Origin of the sequence: Pelotomaculum sp. FP, assembly GCF_004369245.1 — a bacterium.
In the GTDB taxonomy this organism is placed as follows: Bacteria; Bacillota; Desulfotomaculia; order Desulfotomaculales; family Pelotomaculaceae; genus Pelotomaculum_C; species Pelotomaculum_C schinkii.
This window is the reverse complement of record NZ_QFGB01000069.1, coordinates 1-18,929: the sequence shown is the minus strand read 5'-3', so window position 1 is coordinate 18,929 and position 18,929 is coordinate 1. Positions and strand designations below refer to the sequence as shown.

Sequence of the window (18,929 nt, the reverse complement as noted above, 5' to 3'; positions counted from 1 at the left end):
GGCAAATGATTTTTGTTGGTCTCGGTACCCGTACTTTGGGAACCGGTTCCCGAACCTATCTGGATTACCCATATTTCCCTCAATTGGAATTTTGGTTGTCCGGTGGTTCTAATACTATTATACGAGGTGGAAAAGGAGTGGAAGTTTGATGCAGGTTAAACGCGCTAAAATACCTGCCTATTCTACGAAAAAACAAAGCATGCCGCCACACGCGGTACCACGCAGCATGAAAATACCAGCCGGTGTGGGGGCGCGATAGCGCCGCACTTGCGCAGCTCTAATGTAATTTTGTACGAATGAATTTCAGAGTATATATGCCTTTCCCCAAAAGCCCGCTCATCTGGGCGTGTGCAAGCCGCACATGCCAGGTGAGCGGGCCTATTTTTTTGGCTGCCGCCTATCCCCGCACACTACACTTTAAAATTGGCTACCCTTGTCAGCGCATTTCCAATAATATCTATCTCCGTCCTATTCAAAGATAATTCCTCATTTAAGGAGGAATTGTCGAATATTTCAAGAAATAGGTTGACATCAATGCATATCATTTAAGGCGGCGTGACTGTTAATCTTGTGACTGCTTAGTGAGGTTCCCGGTTTAAGCCGGTTACACTTTGTTGGCTTCAATCAAGATATTAATAGCCAACTATTAGTGGAAGTTGATTATGCGATGTCCTCCAAATCAAGCCCTAAGGGAATCATTGAAAAATAAATTGTATTTGAGGGTGGTATAATGACGTTTTTTGATGTGCTCAAGCAAACCATATCAGGCAGGCTGATTAATATAAAGGAACCTACTTTCATTAGGGATGAATGTGACGCACAGGCACAGATTGAAAAAATGGAGGAACTAAAAAAGACTGCTCCGCCTGAAATATCAAAGCAAATTGAGCAGGATATAAAAATACTTTCTTATGGCATTAGTGGTGAAAATAATGTTGCGTATGAACTCAAGCACAGTTATATGCCTATTCTAATTTTACGTGACTTGTATTTGGAATATAAAGACTTGACCGCGCAGATTGATTACGTTGTTATTGATACCAAGTTTATACTTATTATTGAATGCAAAACAATGACCGGGGATATTGAGGTAACAAATACCGGTGACTTTATCCGTCTTTTTAAAAATTCCGCGGGTAAAATCTATAAAAAAGAAGGTATTTATAGCCCAATAGTGCAGAATGAACGCCATTTGGAATTAATAAAACATATATTATGTAATGACATGACAAGCATGACCGAAAAAAAATGCAAAGACCTTTTACATTCCATTATAGTTTTTGCCAATCCGAAAACAATCGTAAATATGAAGTATGCAAAAGCAGACACTAAAAAATTAATTATTCGTTGTGACCAATTAATTTCGCATATGAAAAACTTGCATGATTCGAATAAAGACGGATATTGGTTTCCCGAGGAAGGTATGTTTAGAGTTGCTGAAGTATTGGCAGCACATCATAAAGAAAATGTAGTGGATTACACGCAAAAGTATGGCCTAACATTGCAGGCGAACCATGCCGAGGAGGTTAAGAAAGAGCAACCGCAACCAGTCCTAACATCACCGGTATCAATTGAGAACACAGCAATTTATAAGGAATTGCGTGAATATCGGCTCTTAAAAAGCCGCGAAGAAGGCATAAAGCCATACTACATATATAACAATAATCAACTAGAACAGATTATTTCCCTAATGCCAGAAACGTATGGGGAATTAATTCAAATAAAAGGTTTTGCGGATATAAAATGCAATAAATATGGAGATGCCATTATTAACATTGTTAAAAAGTTTAAATGAAACTAAAACCAATTCCTAGAGATGTCATGGTAATATGGGATAATGCCACAAATGCCTATTATCCATAGTATGGCTAATGTCTATTAGACGAAGGCGAAAACACCAATTATTACAATTTAAACTTTATGAGGTTAATCAATAAAAGAGAGGATAATAAATATCGGTATGATTCTATCAGATAATGAAACCAAAATTGATATGCTAAATAATCGCGCCATCGCAAAGACAGTCGCCGAACTCATTAAAGAGTGTGACGACCGTCCTATCTCTATTGGGGTTCATGGGGATTGGGGCGCCGGAAAATCGAGCATCTTAGCAATGGTTGAGGATGAGTTTTTAGAGCAAAAAGATGGCATCGAGTGCATTCGCTTCAACGGATGGAAGCATCAAGGCTTCGAAGACGCTAAGATCGCCTTGATGAGCGCGATTGTTTCCGAATTAACGGAAAAAAGAAAACCATCCGCAGAGGCAAAGATCATATTAAAAAAACTCTGGAAGAACATCAACTGGCTCAGTGTGGCAAAAGCCGCAGGTAGCGTAGCTTTTTCTGCCGCTACTGGTATTACTCCCATTGGCTTATTAAGCAACTTGATGGATAATCTTAAAGGTTCAGTAACCGATAAAGAAAAAGTGACGACTGCCATTGAAAGTGTGGGCCAATATCTCACAGACGCCAAAGTGTTTGAAGATAATTCTCTGGCAAAGGAATTCTCAGAATTTCAAAAGTCTTTTGAAGAACTTTTGGAAGAATCAAAGGTTAAAAAACTTGTGGTTCTCATAGATGATTTAGACAGATGTCTACCCAAGATCACAATTGAAACATTAGAGGCTGTTCGCCTGTTTATGTTCTCCAAGTCCACAGCCTTCGTTATAGCTGCGGATGAAGCTATGATTGAGTACGCGGTACGCAATCACTTCCCTGATCTGTCCGATGACGGCGACATCCGGACGGGGTTTGAATATTCTAAGCGTTACTTAGAAAAATTGATTCAAGTACCGTTTCGCATTCCCGCGTTAGGCGAAATTGAATCCGGAATGTATATAACTCTACTTTTGATAGGGTCATGTTTAAAAGAGGATAGCGCGGAGTTTAATAAGCTATTGACGGTCGCGGTTGATAAAATGAAGAAACCGTGGGAGAATTTAGGCTTCACAATTGAACAGCTTAAAGAAGCTCTCGGCGAAACATATTCTTCTCTATCAAATGAAATAACCGTATCGAACCAGATAGCGGACATATTGGCAAAGAACACCCAAGGTAATCCGCGAAAAATCAAGCGTTTTATTAACATGCTGCTGTTGCGGGATAAAATTGCTAAAGCAAGAGGTTTTGGAGATTCCATTCAAATCCCCATTTTGGCTAAAATGATGCTCGCGGAATATTTCTTTGTCGACGAATATAAGAAAATAGCTACTTTAACAGATGATAACGGAAAGTGTGATTTGCTTCACATCTTTGAAACACAGCTACTGGAACCTATAAAAGAAGCGGAAACATCGGCTGAGGATGCGGAAAAGCAAAAATCAGAAAAAACGAAAACTCTGTCTGTGATCCCTAAGCCTGAAAAAAACAAAGACTTAGAACCATGGGAAAATAATGCAGATCTTACCGCATGGGCATCCATTGAACCCTTATTGGGTGAAATTGATTTACGTCCATACTTTTTTGCCAGTAAAGAAAAAGAAGACTTTTTCTTTGATCAGGTTAAGTCTGATCAGCTACGGATTCTCATCAGTAAGCTCATGGGCGGCACAATGAATATAGCAAGTGCCAATGACGAGATTAAGTCATTGTCTCCAGCGGATGCCAGGAAAGTTTTTGAGGTTCTGTCATCAAAGATTCTTAAGAATGGCGATATTGTTATGATGCCGAAAGGTATTGACGGCATCAAGGCGCTTGTTTCACACCATAGCGATTTAGAGCCATCCTTAATTGCATTAATCGAAACGTTTGATTGTAAGAGAGTTGGAGTTTGGATTTGTAGCGGATGGGATAAATGCATAACCACCGAAAATCCGAAATCACGTTTAGGTAAGTATTATGAAATCCTGTCAAAAGAGGGTAATGGCTTGGTGAAGGCGGCTTTAAATAATACGCGGAAGTGAGTGGTGAAAAATGGGAACATCAACAAGTAACCGTGGACAAAACGGCAATACGCCGCTGGTACCTTCCTGGTTGGGTGATAATGATGGTGATCAACAGCCAGGACAACCTCAACCAGCACAGTCCCAACCGGCACAACCTCAGCCGGCCGACCCCAAACGCTTTTCAGCTCCTCGCAGTAATTTTACGCGATATGTAAATAGCGGTGGCAGTAGAAGCGGAAGTTTACATCGGGCTACATCTAATTATGTTCGGCACTCATTAGGGGGATCGCAAAACGCGACTACCCGGTTGGGTTCGGCACGAGACAGCACTGCCCGCCTGGTTTCCGTATTCAACAGTTTCGTAAATCGCGGCGTTTCGGAAACAAGCGGAGATTATAAGCTTGGGGATATTATTGGGAAAAGAGCGTCTGATGTTTTGCTCCGTATAATGGACTTTGTTTGTCCTGACGGCGGGAGCACTGATGAAGGAATTGCCAGAAACTCTTATATCGAAGCGCTTTCCGCATTGCCTGATTGGGAGGACAAGACGATTGAATCTCTAACTCCTTCCGAGTTTCTTGCTTTTACAGAAATCTACATGGCTAATGTTATTGAGGAAAGGCTTGTAAATGACATCGGGAACAAATTATTCGCCTTGCCCAATGATGTCGCTCAAGTCGAGAGCCTTCAGGGACAACTCAAGGACTACATAAAGGGAGCGGTTTCGGATTCGGTTTCCAAGCTGAATATAGATATCCGTTCCATAGATACATCACAAACAAAAGCCATAGTGGATTCAATTTATCGCACAGCTTATGATATTTTATCAGGACTGGAGGAATAGCGTGTGAATAAATATTTTCTTGTCGGCGATTATGTTCACAAAGAAGTTGAAACTACGAACAAAGAGGATTACATAGAAGTTGCCATACCCTTTAGGGGCGATGACAACGTCCTGCAATATGGAATAGGTCATGCCTTGAAAAAGCTTAAGGAGAATGGTGTATATCCAACAGAAGATGGCATTGATATTCTCACCCTTGCAGGTTTGGTCTATCTTGCGGATACTCGTATCTCTCGGAACCTCCACTCACAAGACAGCTGGACAAGAGAAATCGCCATTGAAATACCTGTTTATAACCTTGAAAAATGGACGCTTCTTGGAGGATTGTTTACAAGGATGCTCAATTTCCTGACGGGAGACAGATGGACAATATCGTTCAGAAAAAGAGACGAGGAACTTTCGGAGAAACCTGAAGATGAAACTCCCCCACCGGAATTTGACGCGGTTACCCTTTTTTCCGGCGGAATGGATAGCTTGATTGGGACGATCAATCACTTGGAAAATCATCATAAAACCGCTCTTATAAGCCATGCGGGTGATGCGCATACAAAAAATGCCCAAAGCAAGCTGTTAGCTCATCTCCAAGGTAAATATCCCGATCTTGATCCGCTATATCTCGACTTATGGATGGTCTTTGAGAAGAACCTGCTTCCAGGCGGAGGGAATGAAAACACAACGAGAAGCCGATCGTTTCTATTCATAGCGTTTGGCATCTTTGCCATGAGTGGGATGAAGGGTGTATCGACCCTGGAAGTTCCCGAAAATGGCTTGATTGCATTGAATGTCCCATTGGAAGAACTGCGTATCGGCTCGCACAGTACACGGACGACACACCCTTTCTACTTGGATTCGTGGAATCAGGTGCTAAATGGATTAGGGATTGATTTATCCGTTCGAAATCCATACTGGTATATGACAAAAGGTGAAATGGCTGACGAGTGTTTGAATAAGGATTTTCTCCTGCAGGTGATACAAGATTCAATTTCCTGTTCTTCCCCGCAGAAAGCTCGATGGAGTGGTGCTGCTCCTCAACATTGCGGGTATTGCGTTCCCTGTATCATCCGTAGGGCAGCAATGAATAAGGCATTCAAGGAGGAAAAAGACAGCACCCTTTATTTAGTAGACAGCGTTTCAGAAATAGCTGCTAATCACGCAAAAGGAAAAGGTGTGCAGCTTCGTTCTTTCAAAATTGCTATTAATAAAATCAAAAGGCAACCGCAACTGGCTAAAATCCTGATACACAAGAGCGGTCCTCTTTCAGGCGAGGGCGATTATCTGCAGAAGTTATCGGATGTATATCAAAGAGGGCTGTTGGAAGTTGATGATTTCATTATAAAAAGTTCCCAAAGTGAGAGTTAGACACAAAAAGAAGAATAGAGCAGATATGGTGTGGTGATCGATTATGGATATTTATGATATGCACTGCCATGTAGACTTGATGAAATCCATGGAAGAATTCAGCAAAGCGGCTCTGGAGAAACGAATCAATCTATTGACTATGACAACAACGCCAAAAGCATATGAGGTTGAAAAGAAAAAGCTTACTGGTTTCACTAATGTCCAAGTTGCTTTAGGATTACATCCGCAGCTTGTCTTCGATAGAATCCATGAGCTTGCTCTTGTTGAGAAATATATTCACTCAACTAGATTTGTTGGTGAGATTGGTCTAGATTTCAACAAGCAGTTTTATCATTCCAAAGAGCGTCAGATTGATGTTTTCTCACAAATAATCGGGTGGTGTCAAAGATCACCGATGAAAATAATATCAATTCATTCCGTCCGATCAGATAAAAGCGTACTGGATATTTTGGAAAAATACGATTGTACAAAACATAATAATTGTATCTTACATTGGTATTCAGGGACATTAAAACAACTCGATAGAGCCATAGAACTTGGCTGCTTTTTCTCAGTCAATGAGTATATGCTTAATTCTCCAAACGGGCGGTCGATAATACAGAAAGTTCCTGTCGACCGATTATTATTAGAATCTGATGCTCCGTTCATTTCGGATATAAAGACGGTTGAGAAACTCAAGAGAAGTTTAACTCACTGTCTGAATGAGTTAAATTTGATAAAGGGAAACGAAGTATCGAGGCTTATTTTTGAAACAAGCCGTCGATTACTTGAAATATATTTATGACCAATTGTTTCGTGTAAGGAACTACGTTTTCTGCTTTGGTCATCTCAGTATGCTGTCACAGCGCTATTTATGTTAATTGTTTCAAATTAGGCACACATTTGAGCGCTTATACTTGAGCTTTGGATAAGGCTAATAATCGGCAGTTAATGTAACTGAATATTTTAGCAATAATACGTAGTTCATTGTTTCCGGATCTACCAGACAAAATTTAGACAATCGCAATTTAGATAGCAGAAGCATTTAGATATTTTAAGTAGCAGTAGGAGATATGTTTTATGAAAGCAATAAGTAAATTTATAAAAAGGAATACTCTCATTTTTGCATTTTTTATTGTTTCAGTAATTATTATCACTTCTTATATCTTTACCACTAATTTACCGGAGTTATTTGCAGGGGCAGAACATTGGTACAATCTGTTGTTTCAACTTTCAATAGGATATATTATCAACTTCATGTTTTATATAACTCAAATCTACATTCCAAATAGCAAGAGAGATTTAACTGTGCGTCAATGTATCTCTGCTCGCCTAAATGGAATCATCCGAGATATGAGATCCAGCATATCAAGTCTTGCACAGCTATATCTTGAAAACCACACTGGTGATGAATATAAAGAAGATGAATTAAATCAACTATTAAATCTCAGGTTTTCAGACAAAGTCCAGGTGTTAAATGCCAGTCGGACTACGCGAGATAATTTTGTTTATTTTACGGTAAGAGAGTGGCTTTCAGAGTGCATCAGAAAAACCGAAAATGGGATTGATAGCTTATACAAGTATTATGCGAGTGATATTTCTGTTGATCTTATGTTATCTCTTGAGGATGTTCTAAATTCAACTTATCATACAATGATGAAAACCTTATTGGCTGTTCCAAATGATGTTAACTTTAGCGACAGTAATAATAATTTTTTTGTTACCTACTATCGCTTGATACGTCGACTGGAAGAAATCAAACAAAATGATTATAAATAGAATTCAGTTTTGTTAAGATTCCCCTAATGTTTAAAATCTGATTGGAGGAAACACCAATGGCAAATACTAGAGAATTGAAGATTGTTTCAGAGTATGCAATTAACAAAGCGGCTGAGGTGCTAGGTGTTACTTTAGAACGAAAGTCTGTACGTATTGGAAGTATAAAATCCAAGATTTTTGATGGTGTATCTTCAGATGGGAAAATCGTGGCCAAGGTTATTAACCACAGCGGGCTTACATCTGGTAATAATAAGCCAAACGCGAAGATTCGAAATACATTCGCTGAATGTTATTTTCTCAGCTTAACTGAATCTTTGAATAGATATTTAGTAATGACAGACCCGGAGTTCTATCATATTTTCAAAGATGAAAGTGCTGGACTATTGGTTGCTAACAATATTCAGCTATTATTGGTCGAGTTACCGACGGAGTATCGCAATATTGTCTCTCGAGTAACTAAGCAAGCAAGTGAAGAAATGCGCTGAATACAACAGTATACTATGCAGCTATTCCATGAATTCACTTAATGGTACTACTATCAGCTGCCCATTTTGTTTATAGAAAGAAAATGTAACACGAGATAAAAATGGGGTGAGACGCGTGAAGCTTGAAGATCTGTATTATGCAATTCCGGAACAGCCGATAGACGAAAAAAATTTTGATATCGAAAAATGGCGTAGAGAAACTCCTATGGATTATCTTAAAGCAATATATATTATGAATATGGCGGATGGAGTAGCTAAGGATGTGATATTTAAAGAAATCTATAAGATCACTCGCTTGTATATTCCAGATGTATTATATAAATATTATTCATTGACGGACGATAAAAAACTGAACAGCCAGAAATTTCAGACATTAATGGAAAGTAAAGTTTTTTTGTCTGATGTAAAAGATTTTAATGACCCTTTTGATGGAAAAGGTTACTACTATGATGCAAATCAACTAAAAAAATTTGACAGGTTAGCATCCAGCGGTGGAAAGCTAATCGATGATTTCACTTCATTTATAAAAGCAACAGCGTTGACATCAAACGGTGTGCATTCAATGCCTATGTGGGCGCACTATTCTAATAATCATACGGGTTTCTGTGTTTCGTATAATATGAAACACAATATGGTGTTATCAAGTTGTACCTTTCCCGTACAGTACACTGATCAACGTGTTGATGTAACTAGTTTAATGAAACAACAGGCTAATATGCTTACCAGTGCAATAGAAAAACAATCTGTGGTTGGTAATAAAAAGATAATGATTGATGACTTGTCCATGGTTTATATGACGTTGCTGTTATGTAATTTAAAGCATGTCTCTTGGAGCTATGAAAATGAATTTAGATGCACAACAGGCGCCATAGCAAAAGAAATGCCATATATTGACGCAAATCCAAAAGAAATTTTCATTGGCATGAAATGTTCTCCGGAACATTCTAAACAACTGACTGAAATTGCTGCAACTTTAAATATTCCGGTACATAGAATGGCATTTAATGAGTGCTCGGCTGAATTTGACTTGACTACTAATAATTGACTTAATATTATACGCAGAAAGAAAATCCCGGAGTGGACACCGCTAGCTATAATAAGCATATTATTTTGTTGGAGCAAATGGTTTGTGAGTTTCGCATTATGTTTATAATTTTAAATTCCCTTGATTCACTCCATCTGCATTTATGATAAACTAGGAGAAGATTAATATGTACGAAAAAGAAACCGAGTATAAAAAAATCTTTCAATTCCAAAAACGTTGGGCAAAGCACTGGCAGACTTATAGCGCACATAGATCACATTCAAGTACACAAGGGATGATCGATTCTGCTAAAAAGACATTGAATTACATAGAATCAATAGATACTAAAGAAAAGACATACAAAACCAAATTAGAACTCTTGGATGTTTTTTTTGATGAGCAGGATCGTATTGAGAGAGGTTCTCGTGGATATGATTCTTTCTATTACGATGCTAAACGCTTTAATGAGAGATCTTACAACAGCATTGCAAAGAGCGAGCCAGTTTTCATTCCCAAGTTGAGCAATTTTCATTAAAGATAACACCGAGTTGGGTTTCTCCTATTAGCTACGGGTAGTCTATAATGGTGGGACAATTTAAACTCCCCATTATGTTTAAACCACGGAGGCAGAATCCGATTGTTTATATAATGCTATACTTTAGGAGAAAAGAATGGTTTATTTAAATCTTTTTACATTTCCCAATGGGGATATGGAATTTGACTTTTTCATAAAAAAGGTAAAAAGAACGTGCTATGACTCTTTTTATCCATTTAAGATATTATCAGAACATGGTCTTGAAAGAATTGATTTTGAGCCAGTAACGATTTTATATGGCGGAAATGGTTCAGGTAAATCAACTGCATTAAATATTATAGCAGAAAAAACAGGAATCAGTCGTGACACTATTTATAATAAATCTAATTTTTTTCCTGACTATGTTAATATGTGTGAGATGCACCTTAAAGCCAGTATCCCTGAAAATAGCAGAATAATTACCAGTGATGATGTATTTGACTATATGTTGAATATCCGTAACTTAAATGGAGGAATTGACCAAAAACGGGAAAAGCTTTTTGAAGAATATTTGGATGCAAAATATTCTAGTTTTCAGATGAAATCTATAGCAGATTACGAGCAACTTAAAAAAGTAAATAATGCCAGATTTAAAACGCAGTCCCGTTTTGTAAGAAATGAATTGATTGATAATGTGCGGGAATATTCGAATGGGGAAAGTGCATTTCTATATTTCACTGAAAAAATAGGTGAAAATGGTCTTTATATATTGGATGAGCCTGAAAACAGTCTTTCGCCAATGCGTCAGATGGAGTTAATGAAGTTTATTGAGGACTCTGCACGGTTTTTTGGCTGTCAGTTTATTATCTCCACGCATTCTCCGTTTCTGCTTGCCATGCGTGGAGCTAAAATATATGATCTTGATAAAAGCCCGGTTGATGTGAAACGGTGGACAGAATTGGAAAATGTACGTATATATTATGACTTTTTCAAAAAACATGAAAACGAGTTTTGATAGTATGGAGGTAGATTATGGGCATAATGGTAGTTTGTTGGTAAACAAATATTCCGTTTATTCATAAACGCTGAACTCTTGATGTTCTCTGGTTCTAAACGCCTTCAGTTTTCTACTTATTTATTGATATAATAAGATGAAATAACCCCCATTTGGAGCAGGCCATGTTATCATTTATATCTAATCTTTTTACACAAAAACCTATTATTTTTAAGTTGAGTTATTGCAACATTACTGCAATGTTTACTCTACATACCGAAAGAAAGGGAGAGGCCTATCCCATCGGAGAAGCACTGTCAAGGTTTAGTCGACTGCATTTTCCAATAAGCGTTAAAGATGTGAATGGAGCTATGCAAATAAAACCGCAAGATGTTGAGGCGGTACGTGCATGGCTTTTTCATTTGACAAAAGCTGTTGGCGAAAAACATGCGATTTACCGATGTGATGCGCTTTCAGAAGTAATCAAACAGGTAGATATACCCTCCAGCTTTATACTTTCCTTCTCAGAGAGGGAAGGCGGAGTTTTCTGTACACCTCCAGAAGGTGTAACTGTGTTAGCAGAAAACGGTTGGTTTCTATCCGGAGATACCATGTGGCATGTGGCAGTAGGGGATGCTGTCTCTCAGTCACTGCATGGTCCTGTGGTAGGCCATCAGCTTGTCGAACTTCTTTCAAAGGATGTGCCGGCCCTCATAAACAGCGGCATTCGTGTGGAGTGCCCCTACAGCTATGATGGCACTCCATATTTATGGATCTCAGTAAAAGATGTAACTGAGGACCACGTTGCCTTACAGCGTGAAATGCACACCGGTGAATTGCGGCCGGTTTATGGTGCTAAAGATTATGTGTGGGACGGTAATACACTGCGTCCCAAAAAGTATGATACGTTGGTAGAGCGCATATTTGCGCAGGGAGATAGCGTCGTGCTTACGGGTGATGATATTCCAAAGCTTGTAATGGCAGCTTGCGGCACATGGAAATCATTTCTTAAAGGAGAAGTACAACGCCTGCTGGGCCTTCAACCACTGTCACCACTCTGGCTGGATGGGAGCAAAAAGGATTCTTCTGCGCCAGTCCAATCAAGCTTAATTATTATTGCAACAACCAATTCCATAACCAAAAACGAGGTGCCGCCATCCCTAAAATTCGATATCCTTGTTTTGATAGAACCAGACACCATGACTAAGAGCAACAGCACAAAGATTTTTGCGTCTCTTGAAAAACTCAAGGCCAGGATACGTATTGCCCTGTATTCAGATATGGAATATATGAAGAGGTATCAAACGCAGCTTGTTCAGCAGGAATTACTGAGCATCACAAGGTGCTCCGTAACGGACTGCCTGATTATCAATCCATTTAAGCCTTTGCCCCCTTTGCCCAAGCCGTATGTGTTTAAGCAAGTAGCATTAAAAACGCAGCAAACCTTTGCCGAGATTCAGCTACAAGGTGAGACAGTACCCAATAAGAGCGTCCCCATTCCACAACGAACTGGACAACCCCTAACCACGAACATTGGGTTTCGGCCCCAAATAAGCATAAGCTTCCGGACAGGAGAACAGTATTTTGTGGAGCAGGCTCAAAATTTCTCAACCAAGACGGTGAAACAGGCAAGATTTACTCCGTTTATGACCTATTGGCCAACATACGAAAGCATGACCTCTACCCAATCACAGTGGTATTTTTACTGGCGCGCGAGGGTACGATGCGGTGAATATCCGAATACGGACTTGTCTTATATTTTTTTGTACGTTTATGAATTGATTAACCTTGTGGGTTGTGAATCGCCTCTTGAAGGCTATCAAAAGCTAATGAACGTTTGGCACGCGTACCGGGCATTGTTTCCTAAACTGGACAGGTATTTAGCGGCATGGGTAAACGATTTTATCCTGGCACATGATCTTGAAGTTCCTGCAGCCGAAATTTCCAATATGTGCGGCTGTCCGGTTGGGCAAAATACGCTGGATAATTTACTGCTAATGAAATTTGGAGAAAGGCCTCTTCGTATCGACCTGCCCTTGCTGTCGCAGGCCGCCAATTATGATATTACACGCAGTAAGTTTTATCAAAGTGTGCATGCCTCTTTATGCGATGAGTATATTCCTAAAGCCGTTGCACTGGTCGATGCCTTTTTGGAAAAAAAACAAGGCCGCCGTATTGTAGAAATGTTCAACCCTGGTTATGTGCAACGTGAGCGATACCTGTTCCAAAGCGCTTTGTATGCGGGAGAGCCGCGTACGATAAAGATAAACGCCATACCCCTAAGCACACATTCGCCGTTAAGGGATTTTCTGGCACAAGTCATACGCCATACGGAAAACAAGCTGCGTGAAATCAAAGATTTTTCAAGTAAGCTGCGCGGCATTGATCTGGAAGAAGACTTATGCGAATTGATTGATGCATACATGGAGCGTGAGTTTTTTAAAAAGCGAGAGGTACAGGAGAAAATTACCATAGACGCTAATAAACTGGCTCGTGCAGCAGCAGAGGCCGAGGAAACACAGCGCATGCTGATGATAGAGAACACAGAAGAGCAAATGGACGCACACGCGCCTGCTTTAATAAAAGCTATGCCGGAAGATACAATGGTTACATCAATACCCGTACGCCCTGATGACACACCTGACGGATTGTTGACAGACGCCTCAGTTTGTCGAGGATGAACGACGTGGATTATACAGCTATGAAGCATTGCGCTCCCGATTGATGGAGGGGCGCTTTTCCGGAAATGGATTACGAAATTTGGCTGCACCTGCACTCAAGCTCGAAATGCTCTCTAACGAGGAAATCCTTTTGCTTCTGCAAAAGCTGCGTGCTCTATACAGCACCCACTACCATCATGAAAGTCCAATTACCGATGAACAGCTTGTGGTATTCATGGAGAGTGCCGTTGGGAGAATGGGGGCGGAGAAACTGCTGACACCACGAGAGGTTATTCGTGACTTTATGGATATACAGGACATATTGTATCAGAACCCCGATAAAACATTTGAACAGCTTATGGAAGGACATAAGGTGGAGGCAGCAAAAGATGATCCGGACCAGGTCAGCGACTTCCTGACGGAGTTCGAACTATGAGTAACCCTTTTTACCGCTTGGCGCCGTTTATTCAGGAATATATCTATCGGAATAACTGGACAGAGCTGCGAAGTGTGCAAGTCGATGCCTGTCGTGTGTTGATGGATACCGAAGACCATTTGTTGATAGCATCAGCTACAGCCACCGGCAAGACGGAGGCGGCACTTTTCCCTGCGCTGACTCAGCTTTATGAGCATCCATCCCGCAGTGTTGGTATCCTATATATCGGGCCGCTTAAAGCTTTGATTAACGACCAGTTCGAGCGGTTAAACGACCTTTTGCGCGAAGCGCGGATTCCCGTATGGCACTGGCATGGTGACGTATCCCAGAATGAAAAAGCGAAGCTTTTGCGACGACCTTCCGGCATGTTGCAGATTACACCGGAATCGTTAGAAGGATTGTTGATGAACCGGCCCAATGCAATTCCACAGCTGTTCGGTGATTTGCGGTTTATAGTTGTTGATGAAGTGCACGCATTCATGGGACAAGATCGCGGAACGCAGCTTTTATGTCAGCTTGTCCGCATAGAAAGCATGGCCTGTTGCACGCCACGCCGTATCGGTCTTTCTGCAACGTTAAGCGACTATGAAACAGCAAAGAAATGGCTTAGTGCAGGAACATCGCGCGGTGTAGCGGTTTCCAATCCCTCAGGCGGCAGCAGATTGCGTCTTGCGGTTGAGCATTTTTCTATGCCGGATGCCCGTGATACCGAACAGGCCGAACAACTTGCCCAAGCACGGGCCACATTCTACGAGTATATTTACGATGCCACACATACCAAAAAAGCACTGATATTTACTAACAGCCGGACGGACGCGGAAGAAGTGACGAGGGAAATGCGAACCGTTGCCGCCCGCCGGTGTGAACGCGATGTTTTTTATGTCCATCATGGCAGCATCTCCGCCATGCTGCGTGAAGAGGCGGAGGCGGCATTGCGCGAAGGACCGGGGCCTGCCGTGGCTGCGGCCACGCTGACATTGGAACTGGGCATCGATCTGGGAAATCTTGAGCGGGTAATGCAAGTAGGCGCACCGTATAGCTGCTCCAGCTTTGTACAACGTCTGGGACGGTCAGGAAGACGCGGACAACCCTCAGAAATGCTGTTTGTCTGTCCTGAGGAGGAAGATGAAAGTGCACCACTCCCTTCACGTATTCCATGGACGCTGTTGCGTGCTATTTCGGTAATAGAACTTTACACGAAAGATCGTTGGATAGAACCCTTTACGTTGCGCCGTCAACCCATCGGATTGCTATATCACCAGACAATGAGCATTCTTAAAGCAATGGGCGAAGCTACGCCAAGAGATCTTGCGCTTAAAGTACTGGCTTTGCCTGCTTTCCGAGAGATCGAGCCTGAGGATTACAAAACATTCCTGAGGTATTTACTACAAACCGATCACATACAACGTGTTGATGATGGTGGATTAATTATAGGCCTGACTGGAGAAAAAGTCGTTAATAATTTTCGTTTCTATGCAGTATTCAAAGATGAAGAAGAACATGCAGTTTATTCCGGCACCGAAGAAATCGGCAGCATTACGACAGTACCGCCGCCGGGTTATGCACTGACGCTTGCCGGACGTTCCTGGCGGGTCATTGAGGTGGACAGCAGGCATAAGGCGGTATACGTCAAACCTATCCGCGGGCGATCCGACACTTTGTGGTTGGGTGCGGGAGGAGACCTCGATACAAGGGTTGTGGCAAAAATGCGGGATATTTTGCATAGCAACGAAATCTATTCTTACCTGCGGCCCAATGCCGTTAAGCGACTGGAAAAGGCCCGAAGGCTCGCCCATGAAACAGGCTTACTGAAAAATATTGTGGTAAACGCCGGGGGAGATTCACTTTTTATTCTGCCTTGGATTGGCAGCAGGCAATTCCGCACGTTGGTCCGGGTGCTGAAATTCATACTGAAAGAACCACTACGTATGCGCACAATACTACCTACTGAGCCTTATTATCTGACAGTTGCAGGACAATGCAGCGCCGAGGAATTGAAACGGGAACTTGAACGGCTTGCTGAACAAACAATTGATCCTTTGAAATTGCTGGATGAAGCGGAAGCCCCGTTCCTGGGAAAATACGATGAATTTGTATCTCCAGATTTATTGCGCAAAGCATTTGTTATCGATGGGTTAGACTTGGAATTTTTCAATCATATCAATTATTGAGCTAAGCAAAGACATATGGCACTGCTAAGGAACATACATGCATTCATTAGCCCTAATTACATCATGCAATATTTATCGTTATAAAATATCTAAAAAATTAGCATTGAGGTAGCGTCTTATTATTTACAAATTAGCATATTGTCTATAATGGGAAGTTAAAATGATTGACCGTGGAGGGTTAATGTGAATATTTCTAAACTTATTAAGCTGGGTGAAGAGGCAGCAAAGAGAAGCCATAAAAATAGTCAAATCGGAAGTATTATTCTGGGCAAGAATATGAGGACTGGTTAACATTAGCTATTCGTTTTGTAGAAATGAATTTTCCAGGTGATACAGATACTAAGAGATTTCGAGAAATAGCCGAAGATGCTAATGGATTTGGCAACGAAAAATATTATCCGCTTATGGGTATTCTTAAGGGTTTTAAAGAATTCCCACCAATTCCTGCTAAAGTGGAAATCATAGCCAGCGGATTTGAATTAACCGCAGATTGTAACTGGTGTTCATCGATATGAGTATATATTTCGGTTGTGGCTACGCTCTCGTGCCCCAGAATATGCTGGAGAGATCGTATATCGACGCGGCCATACTTGTACATAAGGGTAGCTGACGTATGACGGAGCTTATGGGTAGATATGGATTTAGGGTCAAGTCCGGATGCAATCACATATTTCTTAACGACATTTTGAATAGCCCTGGTTGTCATACGCTTATTGTTTCTTGAAATAAATAGTGCATCAGTGGACATCGAGTGAATTCCGGATTTTAAACCATTCATTAATCGATTTTTTGGCAGCAGGAGTTAAAAAGATTTTACGTTCCTTGTTCCCTTTTCCAATTACACTAATAACATCATTATCTACTTGGTTGATATTCAAGCTCGTTAATTCAGATAAACGCAAAGCACAATTAAGAAAAATAGTTATTATGCTATGATCCCGTGGGGACTTTTCGCATTGAATTAGAAGCCTGACGGATTCTTCAAGACTGAAGTATTTGGGTATTCTTTTCGGAAGTTTAGGAGTTTCCAATTCCTCAGCAATATTGTTATCAATAAGATGAGCCTTGGTTTTGAGGTACTTCCAAAATTGTCGGATAGATACGATTTTTCTTGCTCTCGTACCGGCGGAAGCATGTAGTTCAGTTTGACAATGGGCTATAAATGCATACATATCGTTAAGAGATATTGTTCTAATGAATTTCAGGTTAACACATGCAAAATTTTTATCAGGTGTAGGCATATTGCGAGATATCATGACAAAGCTAAAAAACATAAGTAAATCCGTTTGGTATTCTTTAACCGTGTTTTCTGACCTGCCTTTTATAACAACGAGATACCCCAGGTACTGCTCAACTAATGGGCAAGTTTTATTAGATTGCATCAGATGTTCATCTCCTTACAAATAGTATTGACCTGATTTGAAGGAGATAACATATGTCTATTAGCAAAGGCTAATAATGGGAATCTTAACAAACACAAGTGAATTTCTTATTGTTTATACAACACGCAGATAAACAGAAATTTAGAGGAGGTAGGAGGATGTCATTTTCGGAAATTAGTATTTATCAGGTAAAGCCAGATAAGACGAATGAGTTTGAAGCTATTATGAAAGACGCTGTTCAAATGATGAAAGTAATAGACGGTTGTCAATCTCTTCGACTTATACAGCGTACACACTATATAAAGGATATGAAAACTATTAAGGATGGGCTTCAACCTGACAAACTTACTCGTATTGTAAAGTGTGTTCGCTATGCACTCTACAGGACTGCAAGATATTTGACAGAATAAAACTATGCAAGCTATCATAACAGCTCATGTAATTCCTGTGGTATGTTAATATGAAAACTTATAAAACTTCACAAATCGCAGAAAAATGCAGAGTTCATCCCAATACGGTCAGGCAGTACGAGGAACTTGGCTTCCTGCCGCCGGTGCCAAGAGCGGATAACGGCTATAGACAGTACGGCGAGCTGCATCTTGAACATGTGCTCCTGGTAAAAACGGCTTACAGAAGCACATGGCTCGGGGGTGTCATACGCCAAAAAGCTCTGGCTGTTCTCAGTCTGTCGGCTGCCGGCAGCTATAAAGAAGCGATGCGGGCGGCGCAAGAACACCTGGCATTGGTAAGTGCAGAACGGGAGAAAGCCGAGATTGCGGCCCGGTTCCTTGAGGAATGGGCGGCCGTAAGCGATAACCTGACCGGTTCAGACTTGCGGTCTTGGAAAACAAAAGATATAGCCAATCGGTTGGATATTACCCTTGATATGCTCAGAAGCTGGGAGAGAAATGGTTTGATTTCCGTTCCACGTAACCAGGACAACGGGTATCGTTATTACGGGGAGCATGAAATCCGGCGGCTATATGTGATCCGGGCTTTACGCAAGGCCAGGTTCAGTCTGATGTCTATTTACACTATGTTTTGCCATTACGACAGGGGTATAAGAGAAGGGCTGACCGGTATACTAAATGAGCTGCCGCCGGATGAAGAAAACATTTTTTACAACACGAATGAGTGGCTTACCAAGATTAGAAGCATCGAGCAATCAGCACATGAGCTAATCAGCCGGTTGACTGTTATTAAAAATTTGTGTTCATTATAAAACCCTCCATTAGTGCACCAGGGTTTAAAGTCTGATGTATTATTGGACTGGAAAACGTCAGGTACAAGGACAATGTCATTAAGATAAGCAAAGAGTCGGCAAGGCAAAAGAGCATCATGAGGGCAGAAGAGCTTATCAGGATGCTCTTTTCTCTTAGGGAAGCTGAAAAATGCATGCAAATGAAGCAGATCGTGAAA

15 protein-coding genes and 2 pseudogenes are annotated in these 18,929 nt (G+C 40.9%); 16 read left to right on the top strand and 1 reads right to left on the bottom strand.

What is annotated here, in order from left to right; all coding sequences use genetic code 11:
- Positions 1 to 730: 730 nt before the first annotated feature.
- The 14 genes and pseudogenes from Psfp_RS18600 (at position 731) to Psfp_RS18535 (ending at position 16,128) form a co-directional block, all read left to right on the top strand.
- Positions 731 to 1,795: an NERD domain-containing protein gene (locus Psfp_RS18600; RefSeq protein ID WP_134220018.1), complete on the top strand. Its 1,065-nt coding sequence runs from the start codon at positions 731 to 733 to the stop codon at positions 1,793 to 1,795.
- Between the two features lie 165 nt (positions 1,796 to 1,960).
- Complete coding sequence (qatA, locus tag Psfp_RS18595) at positions 1,961 to 3,901, top strand: Qat anti-phage system ATPase QatA (RefSeq protein ID WP_134220017.1); 1,941 nt, start codon at positions 1,961 to 1,963, stop codon at positions 3,899 to 3,901.
- Positions 3,898 to 4,098, top strand: a complete 201-nt coding sequence (locus Psfp_RS18590; RefSeq protein WP_134220016.1) for a hypothetical protein — start codon at positions 3,898 to 3,900, stop codon at positions 4,096 to 4,098. The genes qatA and Psfp_RS18590 overlap by 4 nt, the downstream gene beginning before the upstream one ends.
- Positions 4,099 to 4,175: 77 nt before the next feature.
- A pseudogene (qatB, locus tag Psfp_RS18585) lies at positions 4,176 to 4,727 on the top strand (Qat anti-phage system associated protein QatB); the annotation flags it as partial.
- Positions 4,728 to 4,730: 3 nt separating this feature from the next.
- Positions 4,731 to 6,086: a Qat anti-phage system QueC-like protein QatC gene (gene qatC, locus Psfp_RS18580; RefSeq protein ID WP_134220014.1), complete on the top strand. Its 1,356-nt coding sequence runs from the start codon at positions 4,731 to 4,733 to the stop codon at positions 6,084 to 6,086.
- A 43-nt stretch (positions 6,087 to 6,129) separates the two neighbouring features.
- A complete protein-coding gene (gene qatD, locus Psfp_RS18575) occupies positions 6,130 to 6,870 on the top strand; it encodes a Qat anti-phage system TatD family nuclease QatD (RefSeq protein WP_134220013.1) in 741 nt (246 codons plus the stop codon).
- A 275-nt stretch (positions 6,871 to 7,145) separates the two neighbouring features.
- Positions 7,146 to 7,844: a hypothetical protein gene (locus Psfp_RS18570; RefSeq protein WP_134220012.1), complete on the top strand. Its 699-nt coding sequence runs from the start codon at positions 7,146 to 7,148 to the stop codon at positions 7,842 to 7,844.
- Positions 7,845 to 7,900: 56 nt separating this feature from the next.
- Positions 7,901 to 8,329, top strand: a complete 429-nt coding sequence (locus Psfp_RS18565; protein ID WP_134220011.1) for a hypothetical protein — start codon at positions 7,901 to 7,903, stop codon at positions 8,327 to 8,329.
- A 115-nt stretch (positions 8,330 to 8,444) separates the two neighbouring features.
- The gene (locus Psfp_RS18560) at positions 8,445 to 9,374 is read left to right on the top strand and encodes a DUF2971 domain-containing protein (protein WP_134220010.1); all 930 of its coding nucleotides are present in this window, start codon (positions 8,445 to 8,447) and stop codon (positions 9,372 to 9,374) included.
- A gap of 166 nt (positions 9,375 to 9,540) precedes the next feature.
- The gene (locus Psfp_RS18555; RefSeq protein ID WP_134220009.1) at positions 9,541 to 9,888 is read left to right on the top strand and encodes a hypothetical protein; all 348 of its coding nucleotides are present in this window, start codon (positions 9,541 to 9,543) and stop codon (positions 9,886 to 9,888) included.
- A gap of 136 nt (positions 9,889 to 10,024) precedes the next feature.
- Positions 10,025 to 10,882, top strand: a complete 858-nt coding sequence (locus tag Psfp_RS18550; protein ID WP_134220008.1) for an AAA family ATPase — start codon at positions 10,025 to 10,027, stop codon at positions 10,880 to 10,882.
- A gap of 152 nt (positions 10,883 to 11,034) precedes the next feature.
- Positions 11,035 to 13,542 (top strand): TerB N-terminal domain-containing protein, encoded by a 2,508-nt coding sequence (locus tag Psfp_RS18545; protein WP_153189560.1) that lies wholly within the window; start codon positions 11,035 to 11,037, stop codon positions 13,540 to 13,542.
- Between the two features lie 28 nt (positions 13,543 to 13,570).
- Entirely contained in the window at positions 13,571 to 13,957 is a 387-nt protein-coding gene (locus tag Psfp_RS18540) for a BREX system ATP-binding domain-containing protein (RefSeq protein WP_243120796.1), read from the top strand.
- Complete coding sequence (locus Psfp_RS18535; RefSeq protein ID WP_134220006.1) at positions 13,954 to 16,128, top strand: DEAD/DEAH box helicase; 2,175 nt, start codon at positions 13,954 to 13,956, stop codon at positions 16,126 to 16,128. Before Psfp_RS18540 ends, Psfp_RS18535 begins: the two co-directional genes overlap by 4 nt.
- 394 nt (positions 16,129 to 16,522) lie before the next feature.
- Here the strand turns inward: Psfp_RS18535 and Psfp_RS18530 are convergent.
- Positions 16,523 to 17,510: pseudogene (locus tag Psfp_RS18530) on the bottom strand (tyrosine recombinase XerC).
- Positions 17,511 to 17,668: 158 nt separating this feature from the next.
- Between Psfp_RS18530 and Psfp_RS18525 the strand changes: the two are divergent.
- Together Psfp_RS18525 and Psfp_RS18520 are read left to right on the top strand one after the other, a co-directional pair.
- Positions 17,669 to 17,920, top strand: coding sequence for an antibiotic biosynthesis monooxygenase (locus tag Psfp_RS18525; RefSeq protein ID WP_243120795.1), 252 nt, complete (start codon positions 17,669 to 17,671; stop codon positions 17,918 to 17,920).
- Positions 17,921 to 17,970: 50 nt separating this feature from the next.
- A complete protein-coding gene (locus tag Psfp_RS18520) occupies positions 17,971 to 18,732 on the top strand; it encodes a MerR family transcriptional regulator (protein ID WP_134220005.1) in 762 nt (253 codons plus the stop codon).
- The last annotated feature ends 197 nt before the right edge of the window (positions 18,733 to 18,929 follow it).

What these genes read in the sequence shown, in the direction of transcription:
- Psfp_RS18550 (WP_134220008.1), top strand. Translation starts at nt 10,025, where the DNA reads ATGGTTTATTTAAATCTTTTTACATTTCCCAATGGGGATATGGAATTT.
- Psfp_RS18520 (WP_134220005.1), top strand. Translation starts at nt 17,971, where the DNA reads ATGAAAACTTATAAAACTTCACAAATCGCAGAAAAATGCAGAGTTCAT.
- Psfp_RS18570 (WP_134220012.1), top strand. Translation starts at nt 7,146, where the DNA reads ATGAAAGCAATAAGTAAATTTATAAAAAGGAATACTCTCATTTTTGCA.
- Psfp_RS18555 (WP_134220009.1), top strand. Translation starts at nt 9,541, where the DNA reads ATGTACGAAAAAGAAACCGAGTATAAAAAAATCTTTCAATTCCAAAAA.
- qatA (WP_134220017.1), top strand. Translation starts at nt 1,961, where the DNA reads ATGATTCTATCAGATAATGAAACCAAAATTGATATGCTAAATAATCGC.
- Psfp_RS18565 (WP_134220011.1), top strand. Translation starts at nt 7,901, where the DNA reads ATGGCAAATACTAGAGAATTGAAGATTGTTTCAGAGTATGCAATTAAC.
- Psfp_RS18600 (WP_134220018.1), top strand. Translation starts at nt 731, where the DNA reads ATGACGTTTTTTGATGTGCTCAAGCAAACCATATCAGGCAGGCTGATT.
- Psfp_RS18535 (WP_134220006.1), top strand. Translation starts at nt 13,954, where the DNA reads ATGAGTAACCCTTTTTACCGCTTGGCGCCGTTTATTCAGGAATATATC.
- Psfp_RS18525 (WP_243120795.1), top strand. Translation starts at nt 17,669, where the DNA reads ATGTCATTTTCGGAAATTAGTATTTATCAGGTAAAGCCAGATAAGACG.
- qatD (WP_134220013.1), top strand. Translation starts at nt 6,130, where the DNA reads ATGGATATTTATGATATGCACTGCCATGTAGACTTGATGAAATCCATG.